At 77.0% G+C, this 17,860-nt stretch carries 2 protein-coding genes; both read left to right on the top strand.

Features of this window, described 5'->3' with window-relative positions; translation table 11 throughout:
- Positions 1-187: 187 nt before the first annotated feature.
- Positions 188-9,433, top strand: coding sequence for a type I polyketide synthase (locus tag LCD31_RS17160; RefSeq protein ID WP_224959391.1), 9,246 nt, complete (start codon positions 188-190; stop codon positions 9,431-9,433).
- Between the two features lie 14 nt (positions 9,434-9,447).
- Positions 9,448-17,860: type I polyketide synthase (locus LCD31_RS17155; protein ID WP_224959389.1), on the top strand; the 8,413-nt coding region annotated here is incomplete at its 3' end.

Genomic DNA, 17,860 nt, shown 5'->3' with positions numbered 1-17,860 from the left:
GAGCAGCCGACCACCGCAGCAACAGGACCACCAGCGGGTTCTCAGCGGTGTCCTCGTGAGGACAGCGTTTTCACACGTGGCGGAGCCACCGGTGAGAACGATCCCGCAGCGAGGGCGCCGCTGAGGTTCCGCCACCGGACCCGCGAAGCACGACGAGTTCGGAGATCGCCGAGCAAAGGACTGACCGGTGCAGGATGACCAGCAGGACAAAGTCGTCGACTACTTGCGGCGGCTCACCGTCGACCTGCGCCACGCGCGCAGGCGCATCGAGGAGCTGGAGGACCGCGAGCGGGAACCGATCGCGGTGGTCGGCATGGCGTGCCGCTACCCGGGCGGGGTCCGTTCGCCGGAGGACCTGTGGGAGCTGGTGGCGGCGGGCGCGGACGCGGTGTCGGACTTCCCCGCGGACCGCGGCTGGGACCTGGCGGCGCTGCGCCGCGACAGCACCACCACGACCGGCGGTTTCCTGGACGACGCGGCGGGGTTCGACGCGGAGTTCTTCGGGATCTCCCCGCGCGAGGCGCAGGCGATGGACCCGCAGCAGCGGTTGCTGCTGGAGGTGTGCTGGGAGGCGGTGGAGCGCGCCGGGGTGGTGCCGGCGGCGTTGCGCGGCACCCGGGCCGGGGTGTTCGTCGGCTCCTACCACTGGGGCCGGTCGCAGGCGGTGGCCGCGGACCTGGGCGGACACACGATGACGGGCACGGCGGCGAGCGTGCTGTCCGGCAGGCTCGCGTACGCGCTGGGCCTGGAGGGCCCGGCGCTGACGGTGGACACGGCGTGCTCGTCGTCGCTGGTGGCGCTGCACCTGGCGGCGCGGTCGCTGCGCGCGGAGGAGTCGTCGCTGGCGATCGTCGGCGGGGTGACGGTGCTGTCGGACCCATCGTTGTTCGTGGAGTTCAGCAGGCAGGGCGGATTGTCGGCGGACGGGCGCTGCAAGGCGTTCTCGGCGGACGCGGACGGCACGGGCTGGGCGGAGGGCGCCGGGGTGCTGGTGCTGCAACGGCTCGCCGACGCGCGTCGGGAGGGGCGCGAGGTGCTGGCGGTGCTGCGCGGCAGCGCGGTGAACCAGGACGGCGCGTCGAACGGGCTGACGGCGCCGAACGGCCCGGCGCAGCGGCGGGTGATCGAGCGGGCGCTGGCGAGCGCCGGGCTCGAACCGTCCGATGTGGACGCCGTCGAGGCGCACGGCACGGGTACTCCGCTGGGTGATCCGATCGAGGCGCAGGCGCTGCTGGAGGCCTACGGGACCGGCCGGGACCGGCCGCTGTGGCTGGGTTCGTTGAAGTCGAACATCGGGCACGCGCAGGCCGCCGCCGGCGTCGGTGGCGTGATCAAGGTGGTGCAGGCGATGCGGCACGGCGTGCTGCCGCGCACCTTGCACGCGGCGGAACCGTCACCGCACGTGGACTGGAACTCCGGTTCGCTGCGCCTGCTGACCGAGCAGGTGGACTGGCCGGGCACCGATCGGCCGCGGCGGGCCGCGGTGTCCTCGTTCGGGGTGAGCGGCACCAACGCGCACGCCGTGCTGGAGCAGGCGCCGCCGGTGGCGGCCGGCGAGCCCGGCGACGCGGCACCGGAGTCCGGTGGCACCGTCCCGTGGGTGCTCTCCGCCCGCACCGAGCGGGCGTTGCGCGCGCAGGCCGAGCGGCTGGCCGACCACCTCGGCTCCGCCGAGCCGGATCCGGTGGACGTCGGGCATGCGCTGCTGCGCACTCGCTCGTCGTTCGAGCACCGCGCCACCGTGCTCGGCGCGGACCGGGAGCGGCTGCTGTCCGGGTTGCGCTCGCTCGCCGCGGACACCCCGGACCCGTCGGTCGTGCGGGGCGTCGCGGACGTCGGCGCCGACGGCGGGATCGTGTTCGTCTTCCCCGGCCAGGGCGCCGCGTGGGCCGGGATGGGTCGCGCGCTGCTGGCCGAGTCGCCGGTGTTCGCGGCGCGCATCGCCGAGTGCGAGCAGGTGTTCGCCGAGTTCGTGGACTGGTCGCTGGTGGCGGTGCTGCGCGGCGAGGACGGCGCCCCGTCGCTGGAGCGCGACGACGTGCAGCAGCCGGCGACGTTCGCGGTGATGGTGGCGCTGGCCGAGCTGTGGCGGTCCCGCGGCGTCGAACCCGATGCGGTGGTTGGCCATTCGCAGGGCGAGATCGCGGCCGCGGTGGTGGCCGGGGCGCTGTCGTTGCGGGACGGCGCGCAGCTGGTCGCGCGGCGCGGGAAGGTCATCGGCGAACGGCTCGCGGGGACCGGCGGCCTGCTCTCGGTGGCGCTGCCGCGCGACGACGCGCAGCGCCGGATCGAGGGCCGGGAGCTGTCGCTGGCCGCGGTGAACGGCCCGGCGTCGGTGGCGGTCTCCGGTTCGGAGGCCGAGCTGGACGCGCTGGCCGCGGAGCTCGTCGCGGAGGACGTGCGGGTCCGCCGGGTCCCGATGGACTACCCGTCGCACTCCGCGCACGTCGAACCGCTGCGGGCGGAACTGCTCGCCGGGTTCGCCGGGATCACCCCGCTGGTGCCGCGGGTCCCGTTCCGCTCCACCGTCACCGGCGAGTGGTGCACCGCGGCGGACACCGGCCCCGAGCACTGGTTCCGGAACATGCGCGGCACCGTGCTGTTCGCCCCGGCCGTGGACGCCCTGCTGGCGGACGGTTTCCGGGTGTTCCTGGAGATCGGGGCACACCCGGTGCTGACCGCGGCCGTGCAGGACCTGATCGAGCGGCACGAGGTGCCCGCCGTCGCCCCCGGCACGCTGCGCCGCGACGACGGCGGGCTCGACCGGTTCCTGACCGCGGCGGCCGAGGTGTTCGTCCGCGGCGCCGGGGTGGACTGGTCCCGCGACCTGTCCGGTGGCCGGGTGGTGGACCTGCCGACCTACGCCTTCCAGCACCAGCGGTTCTGGACCGGGCCGTCGCGGGCGGGCGATGCGGTGGACGCGGAGTTCTGGGCGGCGGTGGAGCAGCGGGACGCGCGGGCGCTGACCGCGAACCTGGACGTGGACGAGCGGGCGCTGGCCGCGGTGCTGCCCGCGCTCTCGGCGTGGCGGGAGCAGCGCCGCGCGGCCTCGGCGGCCGACGCGTGGCGCTACGAGGTGGGCTGGACACCGGTGGACGACCTGGGCGGGGTCCCGCCGGGCCGCTGGCTGCTGGTCGGCACCGGCGAAGACGACGAGGTGGCGGACGCGCTCGCCGCGTGCGGCGTCCAGGTCGAGCGGCTGGTGCTCGACGAGTCCCACCTGGACCGGGACGTGCTCGCCGCCGGGCTGGCCGATGCGGGCGGGGTCGCGGGCGTCGTCTCCACGCTCGCCGGCCACGAGGAGCCGGGGGAGCGGTACCCGGACCTGCCGCTGGGCTTGGCGTTGACCGTCTCCCTGGTGCAGGCGCTCGGCGACGCGGGTCTCGACGCTCCGATGTGGACGGTCACCCGGGACGCGGTGGCCGCGGCCGCGGACGACGCGGTGGCGAACCCGGTGCAGGCGCAGGTGCAGGGCGTGTCCTGGACGGCGGCGCTGGAACATCCGCTGCGCTGGGGCGGGACCGTGGACCTGCCCGCACGACCGGGCGAGCGGGACGCGTCGCTGCTGGCGGCGGTGCTCGCCGACCCGCGCGGTGAGGACCAGCTGGCCGTCCGGGACGGCGCGGTGCTGGCCCGCCGCGTGGTGCGCGCCGCCGCACCGCGCCCGGTGCGCAGCTGGGAACCGCGCGGCACGGTGCTGATCACCGGCGGCACCGGCGCGATCGGGCCAGACCTGGCGCGCTGGCTCGCCGAGCGGGGTGCGGGGCGCATCGTGCTCACCTCGCGGCGCGGCCCGGATGCCGAGGGCGTGCCGGAGCTGGTCGCGGAACTGGCCGAGCTCGGCACCGAGGTCACCGTCGAGTCCTGCGACGTCGCCGACCGGGACGCGCTCGCCGCGCTGCTGGACCGGCTCGCCGCCGCGGGCCACGAGATCCGCACCGCGGTGCACGCGGCCGTCACCATCGAGCTGGGCGCGCTCGACGAGCTCGACCTGGACTCGGTGCAGCGGGTGGTGCGCGCCAAGGTCGCCGGGGCGCGGCACCTGGACGCGCTGCTCGGCGCCGAGCTGGACGCGTTCGTGCTGTACTCCTCGATCGCCGGGATGTGGGGCAGCGGGTCGCACGCCGCCTACGCGGCCGGGAACGCCTACCTGGCGGCGCTGGCGCAGCAGCGGCGCGCCCGCGGGCTGACCGCCACCTCGCTGCACTGGGGGAAGTGGCCGGACTCCCCGGAGCTGGCCGCCGCCGACCGGCACGGGGCGCGCCGCAGCGGGCTGCGCATCCTCGACCCGGCCACCGCGTTCACCGCGCTGCACCGGGCGCTGGACGAGGACGCCGCGGTGCTCGCGCTGACCGACGTGGACTGGGCCGAGTACCACCAGGTGTTCAGCGCCGCCCGGCCCACCACCCTGTTCGACGACCTGCCCGAGGTGCGGGACCGGGCGGACGCCCCGGCCGAGACCGGCGGGTTCGCCGAGCGGCTGCGCGCGCTGCCCGCCGAGGAGCGGGCCGCGCTGCTGCTGGACCTGGTGCGCGCCGAGGCGAGCGCCGCGCTCGGCGGCTCCGGTGCGCTCGCCGACCACCGCGCGTTCCGCGAGGTCGGCTTCGACTCGGTGACCACCGTGGAGCTGCGGAACCGGCTGGTGCGCGCCACCGGACTCGCGCTGCCCAGCACCGTCGTGTTCGACCACCCGTCGCCCGCGGCGCTCGCCGACCACCTCGGGACCTGGTTCGACGGGGCCGGGGGGGCCCGCGTCGAGGTCCGCGGGCCTGCGGACGAACCGATCGCGATCATCGGCACCGGCTGCCGGCTGCCCGGTGGCGTCACCGGTCCCGACGAGCTGTGGCGGCTGGTGCGCGACGGCGTCGACGCGATCGGGCGGGCGCCGCGGGACCGCGGCTGGGACCTGGCCGAGCGCTACGACCCGGACCCGCAGCGGGCCGGGCGCACCTACTCGCTGCTCGGCGGTTTCCTGGACGACCCGGCGGGGTTCGACGCGGAGTTCTTCGGGATCTCCCCGCGCGAGGCGCAGGCGATGGACCCGCAGCAGCGGCTGCTGCTGGAGACCGGCTGGGAAGCGCTGGAACGCGCCGGGATCGACCCGGCGTCGCTGCGCGGCACTTCCACCGGCACCTTCGTCGGCGCCACCCACCAGGGCTACAGCGCGAGCACCTTCGGCATCGACGACGGCACCGAGGGCCAGTACATCACCGGTGCCGCGGCGAGCGTGCTCTCCGGCAGGCTCGCCTACCTGCTCGGCCTGGAGGGCCCGGCGCTGACCGTGGACACCGCGTGCTCGGCGTCGCTGGTGGCGCTGCACCTGGCGTGCCGCTCGCTGCGCTCCGGGGAGAGTTCGCTGGCGCTGGCCGCCGGATCGACCGTGATGGCCGGGCCGCAGGACTTCCTCGGGTTCAGCAGGCTGGGCGCGCTGGCCGCGGACGGGCGCTGCAAGGCGTTCGCGGCGGACGCCGACGGGATGAGCCTCGCCGAAGGCGTCGGCGTCCTCGTGCTGGAACGGCTCTCCGACGCGCGCCGGAACGGGCACCCGGTGCTGGCGGTGGTGCGCGGCTCGGCCACGAACCAGGACGGCGCCTCGAACGGGCTGACCGCGCCGAACGGGCCCGCGCAGCAGCGGGTCATCCGCGCCGCCCTCGCCGACGCCGGACTCGAACCGTCCGAAGTGGACGCCGTCGAGGCGCACGGCACCGGCACCGCCCTCGGCGATCCGATCGAGGCGCAGGCGCTGCTGGCCACCTACGGCGCGGCCGAGCGGACCTCGCCGCTGTGGCTGGGGTCGCTGAAGACGAACATCGGGCACTCGCAGGCCACCGCGGGCATCGCGGGCGTGCTCAAGGTGGTGGAGGCGATGCGGCACGGCGTGCTGCCGCGCACCCTGCACGCCGCCGAACCGACCGGGCACGTCGACTGGTCCGCGGGACGGGTGCGGCTGCTCACCGACGAGGTCGAGTGGAACCCGGGACGGCCGCGGCGGGCGGGCGTGTCCGCGTTCGGCATCAGCGGCACCAACGCGCACGTCGTCCTCGAGCAGGCCCCGGCGGAACCCGCCGCCGAGCAGGAACCGCCCGGCAGCCGCGACGGGATCGTGCCGTGGGTGCTGTCGGCGAAGTCCGAGGCCGCGCTGCGCGAGCAGGCCGCCCGGCTCGCCCCGGTCGCGCCCGACGCCGACCCGGCGGAGCTCGCGTGGTCGCTGCTGACGACCCGCGCCCGGTTCGAGCACCGCGCGGTGGTGCTCGGTGCGGACACCGGCGAACTGGCCGCCGGACTGGACGCGCTCGCCACCGGCGGCGCCGGGGACGCGGTGCGCGGCAGCGACGTCGGCGGGCCCGGCCCGGTGTTCGTCTACCCGGGGCAGGGTTCGCAGTGGCGCGGCATGGGGCGCGCGCTGCTCGCCACCTCCGCGGTGTTCGCGGACGCGGTCGACGAGTGCGAGCGCGCGCTGGCGCCGCACGTGGACTGGTCGCTGCGCGAAGTGCTCGACGGGACCGCCGACCCGGAGCTGGCCGAGCGGGTCGACGTGGTGCAGCCCGCGCTGTTCGCCACCATGATCGCGCTCACCGAGCTGTGGCGGGCGCACGGCTGCACGCCGTCCGCGGTGATCGGGCACTCGCAGGGCGAGATCGCCGCGGCCTGCGCGGCGGGCGCGCTGTCCCTGCCGGACGCGGCGCGGGTCGTGGCGCTGCGCAGCAAGGCGCTGCTGGCGCTGGCCGGGCAGGGCGGCATGGTGTCGCTGGCCGTGTCCGCGGAACGTGCCACCGAACTGCTCGAACCGTGGGCGGGGCGGGTGTCGCTGGCCGTGGTCAACGGGCCGTCCTCGGTGGTGGTGTCCGGCGAACCCGGCGCGCTGGAGGAGCTGCTCGCCGAGTGCGGGGGCCGCGAGGTCCGCGCCCGGAAGGTCAACGTGGACTACGCCTCGCATGGCCCGCACGTCGAGCAGGTGCGGGCGGAGCTGGCCGAGGCGCTGGCCCCGATCACCCCGCGCCCGGCGGCGATCCCGTTCTACTCGACCGTCACCGGGCAGCGGCTGGACACCACCGGCCTGGACGCCGGCTACTGGTTCGCGAACCTGCGCCGAACGGTGCGGATGGCCGAGGCGACGCGCGCGCTGCTGGCCGACGGCCGCCGCGCGTTCGTCGAGATCAGCCCGCACCCGGTGCTGGCCGCGGCCGTCGAGGAGACGATCGAGGACGCCTGCCCGGATCCGGCGGTCGTGCTCGGCACGCTGCGCCGCGACGACGGCGGCCCGCACCGGTTCCTGCGCTCGCTGGCGGAGGCGCACGCGCACGGCGTCGAGGTGGACTGGACGCGCACCCTCACCGGCGCGCCCGCCCGGGCCGTGCCGCTGCCGACCTACCCGTTCCAGCACCGGCAGTACTGGTGGGCACGGCGCGCGGAACGCGGCGGCGCACCCGATTCCGCGTTCTGGGAGCTGGTCGACCGCGGCGATCCGGCGGCGCTGTCCGCGGAACTCGGCGTGGACGGCGCGGCGGTGCTACCCGCGCTGGCCCGCTGGCGGGATCGGTCCCGGCACCGCGCCGAGGTCGAGGAGCTGCGCTACCGGATCGGCTGGACCCGGCTGCCCGCGGCCGAGCGCGCGGGCACCCGGCTGGTGGTGGTGCCCGATTCCGCGGACGAGTGGACGTCGGCGGTGCTCGACGCGCTCGGGCCGGACGTCGACGTGCTCCGCACCAGCGCCGCGGACCGCGCCGAGCTCGCCGCCGAACTGCGCGCGGCCACCGCGGACCGCGAGTTCCGCTCGGTGCTCTCGCTGCTCGCCGCGGCCGCGCACGACCCGGTGCGCGCCGCGCTGGTGCAGGTGCAGGCGTTCGCCGACGCCGGTCCGGCCGCGCCGCTGTGGTGCGCGACCCGCGCCGCGGTGTCCGTGGCCGGTGAGGACGTGCGCCCCGAGCAGACCGCCGCGTGGGGCCTGGGCCGCGTCGCCGCGCTGGAGCTCCCGGACCGGTGGGGTGGCCTGCTGGACCTGCCGGCGGAGCTGGACGAGGCGACCGCGCGGCTGCTGCCCGGCGCCGCGTCCGGGGCGGAGGACCAGGTGGCGCTGCGCGGTGGACTCGCGCACGGCCGCAGGTTGCTGCGCCCCGCCCCCGCGTCCGGCGACGGGTTCCGCACCGGCGGGACCGCGCTGATCACCGGTGGCACCGGTGGCGTCGGCTCGTTCGTCGCGAAGTGGGTCGTGGAGCGCGGCGCCGAGCACGTGGTGCTCGCCGGCCGGCGCGGCCCGGCCGCGCCCGGTGCGGACCGGGTCGCCGCCGAGCTGCGGGAACTGGGCGCGCGGGTCACCGTCGCCGCCTGCGACGTGGCCGACCGGGACGCGCTGGGGAAGCTGCTGGCCGAGGTCGGCGAGCTGCGCTCGGTGTTCCACGCCGCCGGTGTCGCCGACGGTGACGCCCCGGTGCTCGAACTCACCGGGCAGCGGCTGGACGCGTTGCTGCGCGCCAAGCGGGACGCGGCGCGGCACCTACACGAGCTCACCGCCGGGCACCCGCTGGACGCGTTCGTGCTGTTCTCCTCCGGCGCCGCGGCCTGGGGCAGCGGCGGGCAGCCGGGGTACGCGGCGGCGAACGCCTTCCTCGACGGCCTGGCCGAGCACCGCCGCGCGCGCGGGCTGCCCGCCACGTCGGTGGCCTGGGGCACCTGGGGCGAGGCCGGGATGGCGGCCGACGACGCGACGGGCGACCGGTTGCGCAGGCAGGGGGTCCCCGCGATGCGGCCGGACGTCGCGCTCGGCGGACTCGACAGGTCCATCGTGGACGGTGCGGCGACGGCGGTGGTCTCCGCGCTGGACTGGGAGAAGTTCGCCCCCGGCTTCACCGCCGCCCGGCCGAGCCCGCTGCTGGCCGAGCTCCCCGAGGCCCGCGCGGTGCTGGACGCCGCACCCGCGGCCGCCGACTCCGGCGGGCTGCGGGACCGGTTGCGAAGCCTGCCCGCCACCGAACGGGCCAAGGCGCTGCTGGAGGTGGTGCGCGGGGAAGCCGCCGCCACCCTCGGTCACGACGGCGCGCACGCCGTCCCCGCGTCCCGCGCGTTCAAGGACGTCGGCTTCGACTCGGTGACCGCGGTCGAACTGCGCAACCGGCTGCGCACCACCACCGGGCTGCCGCTGCCCGCGGCGCTCGTGTTCGACCACCCGACCCCGTCGGCGCTGGCCGCGCACCTGGCCGCCGAGCTGTTCGGCGACGCCGCGGACCGGCCGGCCGATCCGGACGACCACATCCGCGAGGTCCTCAGCACCATCCCGCTCGGCAGGCTGCGCCAGGCGGGCCTGCTGGACGTGGTGCTGCGGCTGGCCGAGGACGACCCGGAGCCCGCCGCGGCCGAACCCGCCGCGGCCGCGGACTCCATCGACGACATGGACGCCGAGAGCCTGCTGCGGCTGGCGACCGGCACCAGCGAGTGAACCGGGGGAACGGGATGACCGACTCCAACGCCCAGTACGTCGAAGCGCTGCGCTCCTCGCTGAAGGAGGTCGAGCGGCTGCGCGAGCAGAACCAGCGGCTGGTGTCCGCGGCGGCCGAGCCGATCGCCGTCGTCGGCATCGGCTGCCGGTTCCCCGGCGGCGTCGGTACGCCCGAGCAGCTGTGGGACCTCGTCGCGGCCGAACGCGACGCGATCGGGCCGTTCCCCACCGACCGCGGCTGGGACCTGGAGCGGCTGCGCGGCGAGGGGCCCGGTTCCAGCCTCGCGCTCGAAGGCGGATTCCTGGACGGCATGGCGGAGTTCGACGCCGAGTTCTTCGGCATCGCCCCGCGCGAGGCGGTCGCGATGGACCCGCAGCAGCGGCTGCTGCTGGAGACCGCGTGGGAGGCGCTGGAACGCGCCGGGATCGACCCGGCGGCGCTGCGCGGCTCGGCGACGGGCGTGTTCGCCGGCACCACCGGGCAGGACTACGGCAAGGTCCTGGACGCCTCCGACGAGGACGTGGAGGTGTACTCGACGACCGGGCACGCGGCCTGCGTGCTGTCCGGGCGGTTGTCCTACCTGCTGGGTCTGGAGGGCCCGGCGATCACGGTGGACACCGGCTGCTCGTCCTCCCTGGTGGCGCTGCACCAGGCGGTGCAGGCGCTGCGGTCGGGGGAGTGCTCGCTGGCGCTGACCGGCGGTGCCTCGGTGATGGCGACTCCGGGCCCGTTCACCTCGTTCACCGCGCAGCACGGGCTGGCCGCCGACGGCCGGTGCAAGCCGTTCGCGGCGGGTGCCGACGGGACCGGCTGGGGCGAGGGCGCCGGGGTGCTGGTGCTGGAGCGGCTGTCCGACGCGCGCAGGAACGGCCGCGAGGTGCTGGCGGTGGTGCGCGGCAGCGCGGTCAACCAGGACGGCGGTTCGAACGGGCTGACCGCGCCGAACGGCCCGGCGCAGCAGCGCGTCATCCGCGCGGCGCTGGAGAACGCCCGCCTCGCACCGTCCGATGTGGACATGGTGGAGGCGCACGGGACCGGGACCTCGCTGGGCGATCCGATCGAGGCGCAGGCGCTGCTGGCGGCCTACGGGCAGGACCGGGACGAACCGCTGTGGCTGGGCTCGGTGAAGTCGAACATCGGCCACACCCAGGCCGCCGCGGGCGTCGCCGGCGTGATCAAGGTGGTGCTGGCGATGCGGCACGGCGTGCTGCCGCGCAGCCTGCACGCCGACGCGCCCTCCGGCGACGTGGACTGGTCCGCGGGCGAGGTCCGGCTGCTCACCGAACGCCGGGACTGGCCGCAGCGGGACCGGGCGCGCCGCGCGGGCGTGTCGTCCTTCGGGATCAGCGGCACCAACGCGCACGTCGTCGTCGAGCAGGCCCCGCCGGTCGAGCCCGCCCCGCGCGAGCAGCGGGTGGCGCCGGAGGTGGTGGCGCTGCCGGTGTCCGCCCGCGACCCGGAGGCCCTGTCCGCGCAGCTGGACCGGCTCGACGCGCACCTCGCCGCGCACCCCGGCCTGGCGCCGCTGGACGTGGCGCTGACCCTCGCGTCGGCGCGGTCCGCGTTCGAGCACCGCGCGGTGCGGCTCGCCGGACCGGACGGCGTGGTCGCGGTCGCGGAGGGCGAAGCGGCGCCGGAGTGCGCCTCCGCCTTCCTGTTCGCCGGGCAGGGTGCGCAGCGGCTCGGCATGGGCCGGGAGCTGCACGCCCGATTCCCCGCGTTCGCCGAAGCGCTCGACGCGGTGTGCGCCGAGCTCGATCCGCACCTGCCGCGCCCGCTGCGCGAGGTGATGTGGGGCGAGGACGCGGAGTCGTTGCAGCGCACCGAGTTCGCCCAGCCCGCGCTGTTCGCCGTCGAGGTCGCGCTGTTCCGGCTGCTGGAGAGCCACGGCGTGCACCCGGACCACCTGGTGGGCCATTCCATCGGCGAGATCGCCGCCGCGCACGTGGCCGGCGTGCTGTCGCTGCCGGACGCGGCGAAGCTCGTCGCCGCCCGCGGCCGGGTGCTGCAGGCCCTGCCCGCCGGGGGCGGGATGCTCGCGGTGCGGGCCACCGAGGACGAGGTCGCGGAGCTGCTCGACGAGCGGGTGGGCATCGCCGCGATCAACGGACCCGACTCGCTGGTGCTCTCCGGCGACGCCGCGCGCCTCGACGAGATCGCCGCGCGCTGGGCGGAGGACGGGCGCAGGACGACGCGGCTCGCGGTCAGCCACGCGTTCCACTCGCCGCTGATAGACCCGGCGCTCGCCGAGTTCCGGGCCGTCGTGTCCGAGCTGAGCTTCGGCACCCCGCGGCTGCCGATCGTCTCCACCCGCACCGGCGGCACCGGTGCCGACTTCGGCGACGTCGAGCACTGGGTGCGGCACGTGCGCGAACCCGTGCGGTTCGCCGACGCCGTCGGTGTGCTGGGCGGGCGCGGCGTGCGCGCTTTCCTGGAGCTCGGCCCGGACGGCGCGCTGTCCGCCCTGACCGCCCGGTTGCTGCCGGACGCGGTGGCGGTGCCGCTGCTGCGCGCCGACCGCGGTGAGGAGCGCACCGCGTTGACCGCGCTGGCCCGCGCGCACGTCGCGGGGGTGCCGGTGGACTGGGCCGCCGTGCTGGACGGCACCGGTGCCCGGCGGGTGGACCTGCCGACCTACCCGTTCCAGCGCCGCCGCTTCTGGCCCACGACCTCCCGGGCCCGCGGTGGTGCCGCACCCGCCGCGGGTCCGGGATCCCACCCGCTGCTGGGGGCCCGGGTGGAGCTCGCCGGCGGCGACGAGGTGCTGTTCGAGTCGGTGCTGTCGGTGGCGGCGCAGCCGTGGCTGGCCGGGCACGTCGTCGGCGGCCGGATCCTGCTGCCGGGCACCGCGTTCCTGGAACTGGCGCTGCGCGCGGCGGACGAGACCGGGTGCGCGGGGGTGGCGGAGCTGGCGCTGGCCGCGCCGCTGGTGCTGCCCGCCGATGGCGCGGTCCGGGTGCAGGTGCGCGTCGCCGCGCCCGGGGCGGACGGCAGCCGCACCGCGGACGTGTTCGCCCGCGCCGACGAGGACGCGCCGTGGATCCGGCACGCCACCGGTGTGCTCGGCGCCGCCATCGATCGCGGGGTGCCGCTGACCGAGTGGCCGCCCGCGGCGGAACCGGTGGACCTGGCCGGGTCGTACGAGCGGCTGGCGGAGCTCGGATTCGACTACGGTCCCGCGTTCCGCGGGTTGCGGCGGGTCTGGCGCGGCGACGGCGAGGTGTTCGCCGAGGTCGAGCTGCCGTCCGATGTGGACGCCGACGAGTTCGGCCTGCACCCGGCGCTGCTGGACGCGGTGCAGCAGGCGGCCGCGTTCGCCGACCTGGGGCCGATCAGCCGGGGGGCGCTGCCGTTCGCCTGGGAGGGCGTCGCGCTGCACGCGACCGGCGCCGCCGCGGTCCGCGCCCGCCTCGCCCGCGCCGGCGAGGACGCGGTGTCGGTGGTCGTCGCGGACGGGCGGGGCGCACCGGTCGCCACCGTGGATTCCCTGCTGGCGCGGGAGGTTCCGGCCGAGGGCGTCGGTGCCGCCGCCACCGCGCGCGAGGCGCTGTTCCGGCTCGACCACGAGCCGATCCAGGTCGAGGAGCGGCCGGAGCGGGTGACCGCGCTGGCGCCGATCGGGGCGGCGTGGGACCTGGCGGGCCTGCTCGGCGCGCCGGAGGCCCCGGACCTCGCCGCGCTCGCGGACGAGCCGGGGCCGGTCGTGGTCCCGGTGCGCGGTGGCCCGGACCTGGCGGTGTCCGCGCACGAACTCACCGCGACCGCGCTGGCGCTGGTCCAGGACTGGCTCGGCCGGTTCGCGGACGCCCGGCTGCTGTTCGCCACCGCCGACCCGGCGACCGACCCGGCGGCGGCCGCGGTGCACGGCCTGGTCCGCGTCGCGGCGACGGAGCACCCGGGCCGGTTCGGCCTGCTCGTGCTCGACGATCCGGAGCCGGACGCGCTGGCCGCCGCGATCGCGACCGCCGAACCGGACGTGCTGGTGCGCGGCGACCGGGTGCTCGCGGCCCGGCTGGCCCGCGCCGACGTGCCCGCCGAACCGGCCACCTGGGATCCGGACGGCACCGTGCTCATCACCGGTGGCACCGGTGGGATCGGCGCCGAGCTGGCCCGGCACCTGGTGCGGGAGCGGGGCGTGCGGCACCTGCTGCTGCTGAGCCGCCGCGGCCTCGACGCCGCGGGCGCCCCGGAACTGGCCGCGGACCTGCGCGAACTCGGCGCGGACGTGGTGGTGGCGGCCTGCGACGCGGCCGATCGCGCGGCGCTGGCGGAGGTGCTGGCCGGGGTTCCCGAATCGCACCCGCTGCGGGCCGTGGTGCACGCGGCGGGCGTCGTCGACGACGGCGTGCTGGCGGCGCTCGACGCGGAGCGGCTGGCGGCGGTGCTGCGGCCGAAGGTGGACGCGGCCTGGAACCTGCACGAGCTGACCGGGGACCTGGACGCGTTCGTGCTGTTCTCCTCGGTCGCGGCCGCCTTCGGCAGCGCCGGGCAGGGCAACTACGCGGCGGGCAACGCGTTCCTGGACGCGCTGGCCCGGCACCGGCACGCCGCCGGACTCCCCGCGACCGCGCCGGCCTGGGGGCCGTGGACGCGGGACGTGGGCATGACCGGGGCGCTCGGCGACGACGACGCGGCGCGCCTCGCCCGCTCCGGGATGCCGCCGCTGGACGTCGCCGACGGCCTCGCGCTGTTCGACGCGGCCGTCGCGGGCGACGACCCGGCACCGCTGACCGTGCGCCTGGACCTCGCGGGCCTGCGCTCGCGCGGGGAGGTCGCGCCGCTGCTGCGCGGCCTGATCCGCACCCCCGGGCGCCGCACCCGCGCGGCGGGTGGCGCGTCGAGCGGGTTCGCCGCCCGGCTCACCGGTCTGACCGAAGTGGAGCGCCGGGAGGCGCTGCTGGAGCTGGTGCGCGGCCGGGTCGCCGTGGTGCTCGGGCACTCCGGCGCGTCCGCGGTGCCCGCGAGCAGGCGGTTCCAGGACCTCGGGTTCGACTCGCTGACCGCCGTGGAGCTGCGCAACGGCCTCGGCGCCGACACCGGGATGCGGCTGCCCGCGACGCTCGTGTTCGACCACCCGACCCCGGAGGCGCTCGCCGGTTTCCTGCACGAGGAGCTGTTCGGCGCCGAACCCGAGGTCACCGCCGCGGTTCCGGTGAAGTCCGATGTGGACGATCCGGTGGTGGTCGTCGGCATGGCCTGCCGCTACCCAGGCGGGGTGTCCTCGCCGGAGGACCTGTGGCGGCTGGTGTCCGAGGGCGCCGACGGCATCACCGGGTTCCCCACCGACCGCGGCTGGGACCTCGACCGGCTCTACGACCCGGACCCGGACGTGCCGGGCTGCACCCACGTGCGCGCGGGCGGTTTCCTGCACGAGGCCGCCCGGTTCGACCCGGCGCTGTTCGGGATGAGCCCGCGGGAGGCGCTGGCCACCGACTCCCAGCAGCGGCTGCTGCTGGAGACGTCGTGGGAGGCCCTGGAGCGCACCGGGATCGACCCGATGTCGTTGCGCGGCAGCGGAACCGGCGTGTTCGCCGGGGTGATGTACAACGACTACGGCACCCTGCTGCCCGGCGCCGAGTTCGAGTCGCACCGCGCCAACGGCAGCGCGCCGAGCGTCGCCTCCGGCCGCGTCGCCTACACCTTCGGCTTCGAAGGACCGGCCGTCACCGTCGACACCGCCTGCTCGTCCTCCCTGGTGGCGATGCACTGGGCGGCGCAGGCGCTGCGGTCGGGGGAGTGCTCGCTGGCGCTGGCGGGCGGGGTGACGGTGATGTCCACGCCCGGAACCTTCGTCGACTTCTCCCGGCAGCGCGGCCTCGCCGCGGACGGGCGCTGCAAGTCGTTCTCCGCCGCGGCCGACGGCGTCGGCTGGGCTGAGGGCGTCGGGATGCTGGTGCTGGAGCGGCAGTCCGACGCCGAGCGGCACGGGCACGAGGTCTTGGCGGTCCTGCGCGGGAGTGCGGTGAACCAGGACGGGGCGTCGAACGGGCTCACCGCGCCGAACGGGCCGTCGCAGCAGCGGGTGATCCGGCAGGCCCTCGCCGTCGCCGGACTGTCCACTTCGGACGTGGACGCGGTGGAGGCGCACGGCACCGGTACCACCCTCGGCGACCCGATCGAGGCGCAGGCGCTGCTGGCGACCTACGGGCAGGACCGGGACGAACCGCTGTGGCTCGGTTCGGTGAAGTCGAACCTCGGGCACACCCAGGCCGCCGCGGGCGTCGCCGGGGTCATCAAGACCGTGCTCGCCATGCGGCACGGCACCCACGCCCGCAGCCTGCACGCCGCGGACCCCAGCGGCCACGTCGACTGGGACGCGGGAGCGGTGCGGCTGCTCGCCGACGCGCGCCCCTGGCCGGCGGACGCGCACCCGCGCCGCGCCGGGGTGTCCTCGTTCGGCATCAGCGGCACCAACGCCCACGTCATCCTCGAACAGGGCCCCGCGCCGTCCCCGGCGGAGCGGCCCGACGAACCCGGCGTGCAGCCCTGGGTGCTGTCCGGGCACACCCCGCAGGCGTTGCGCGCCCAAGCCGCCCGGCTGCTCGCCCGGGTGCAGGCCGGGTCCGGATCCCGCGCCGACCTCGGCTACTCGCTGGCCACCACCCGGGCCGAGCTCGAACACCGCGCGGTGCTGCTCGCCGCCGAACCGGACGAACTGCTCGGCGGGCTCGCCGCGCTCACCACCGGCGAACCCGACCCGCGGGTCGTCGCCGGTGCCGCGACCGGCGGCAAGCTCGGCGTGCTGTTCTCCGGGCAGGGCGCGCAACGCCTCGGCACCGGCCGCGAGCTGCACGCCCGGTACCCCGCGTTCGCCACCGCCTTCGACGCGGCCGCCGCCGAGCTCGACCGGTACCTGGAGCGCCCGCTGCGGGAGGTGCTGTGGGGCGAGGACGCCGACCTGCTCGACGGCACCGGGTACGCGCAGCCCGCGCTGTTCGCCGTGGAAGTGGCGCTGTTCCGGTTGCTGGAATCCTGGGGCGTGCGGCCGGACCACCTCGCCGGGCACTCCATCGGCGAGGTCGCCGCCGCGCACGTCGCCGGCGTGCTCGACCTGCCCGACGCGGCCCGGCTCGTCGGCGCCCGCGCCCGGCTGATGGGGGCGCTGCCCCCGGGCGGGGCGATGATCGCGGTGCAGGCCACCGAGGACGAGGTGCGGCCGCTGCTGGACGAATGCGTCGACCTCGCCGCGATCAACGCGCCCGGCTCGGTCGTGCTCTCCGGCGAGGCGGAGGTGGTCGAGCGGCTCGCGCGGCGGTTCGCCGACGACGGCCGCCGCACCCACCGGCTGCGCGTCTCGCACGCCTTCCACTCGCCGCTGGTGGAACCGGTGCTCGACGAGTTCGCCGCCGAACTGGCCGAGCTCACCTTCCACGCGCCGCGCATCCCGATCACCTCCGACGTCACCGGCGCCCTCGCCGGGCCCGAGATCGCCACCGCCGAGTACTGGGTGCGGCACGTCCGCGCCTGCGTCCGGTTCGCCGACGGAGTGCGGACCCTGCACGAGCACGGGGTGCGCACCTTCCTGGAGGTCGGGCCGGACGCGGCGCTGACCGCGCTCGTGGCCGAAACCCTCGCCGATGAGGACGCCACCGCGCTGCCCGCGCTGCGCCGCGACCACGACGAGCAGCGCGCCCTGCTCACCGCGCTCGCCCGGCTGCACGTCCGGGGCGTCCCGCTGGACTGGGCCGCGCTGTTCCCCGGCGCCCACCGCGTCGAGCTGCCCACCTACGCGTTCCAGCACGAAGTGTTCTGGCCCGCGCCCGCCACCCCCGCGGGCGACGCCACCTCGCTCGGGGTGCGGCCGGCGGAGCACCCGCTGCTCGGCGGGACCGTGGAGCTCGCCGACACCGGGGAGACCCTGTTCACCGGCAGGCTCTCCACCGCCGCGCAGCCGTGGCTCGCCCAGCACGCCGTGCACGGGGCCGTGCTGCTGCCCGGCACCGCGTTCCTCGAACTGGTCACCCGCGCCGGGGACGAGGTCGGCTGCGACCGGGTCGACGACCTCACCATCGGCCGCCCCCTCGCGCTGCCCGCCACCGGGGCGCTGCAGCTGCAGGTGCGGCTCGGCGCCGAGCAGGCCGGGCGCCGCGTCGTCGAGGTCCACACCCGCCCCGAAGGGGACCCGGAACTGCCGTGGACCCGGCACGCCGCGGGCACCCTCACCACCGGTGCGGACGCCGAACCGGCCGTGCTCACCGAATGGCCGCCGGCCGGGGCGGTCCCGGTGGACCTGGAGGGCTGCTACGACGCGCTCGCCGACGCCGGGTTCGAGTACGGCCCGCTGTTCCGCGGGCTGACCGCGGCGTGGGGGGGGGGGGGGGGGGGGGGGGGGGGGGGGGGGGGGGGGGGACCGGCGCGCGCCCCCCCCGCCCCCAAACGCCGGCCCCCCCCGCGCGCCCCCCCCGCCCGGGACGCCCACGCGCCGC

Origin of the sequence: Saccharopolyspora sp. 6M (assembly GCF_020176775.1) — a bacterium.
Lineage (GTDB): Bacteria > Actinomycetota > Actinomycetes > Mycobacteriales > Pseudonocardiaceae > Saccharopolyspora_C > Saccharopolyspora_C gregorii.
The sequence above is the reverse complement of the archived record's forward strand: the minus strand, read 5'-3'. Positions and strand labels throughout refer to the sequence as shown.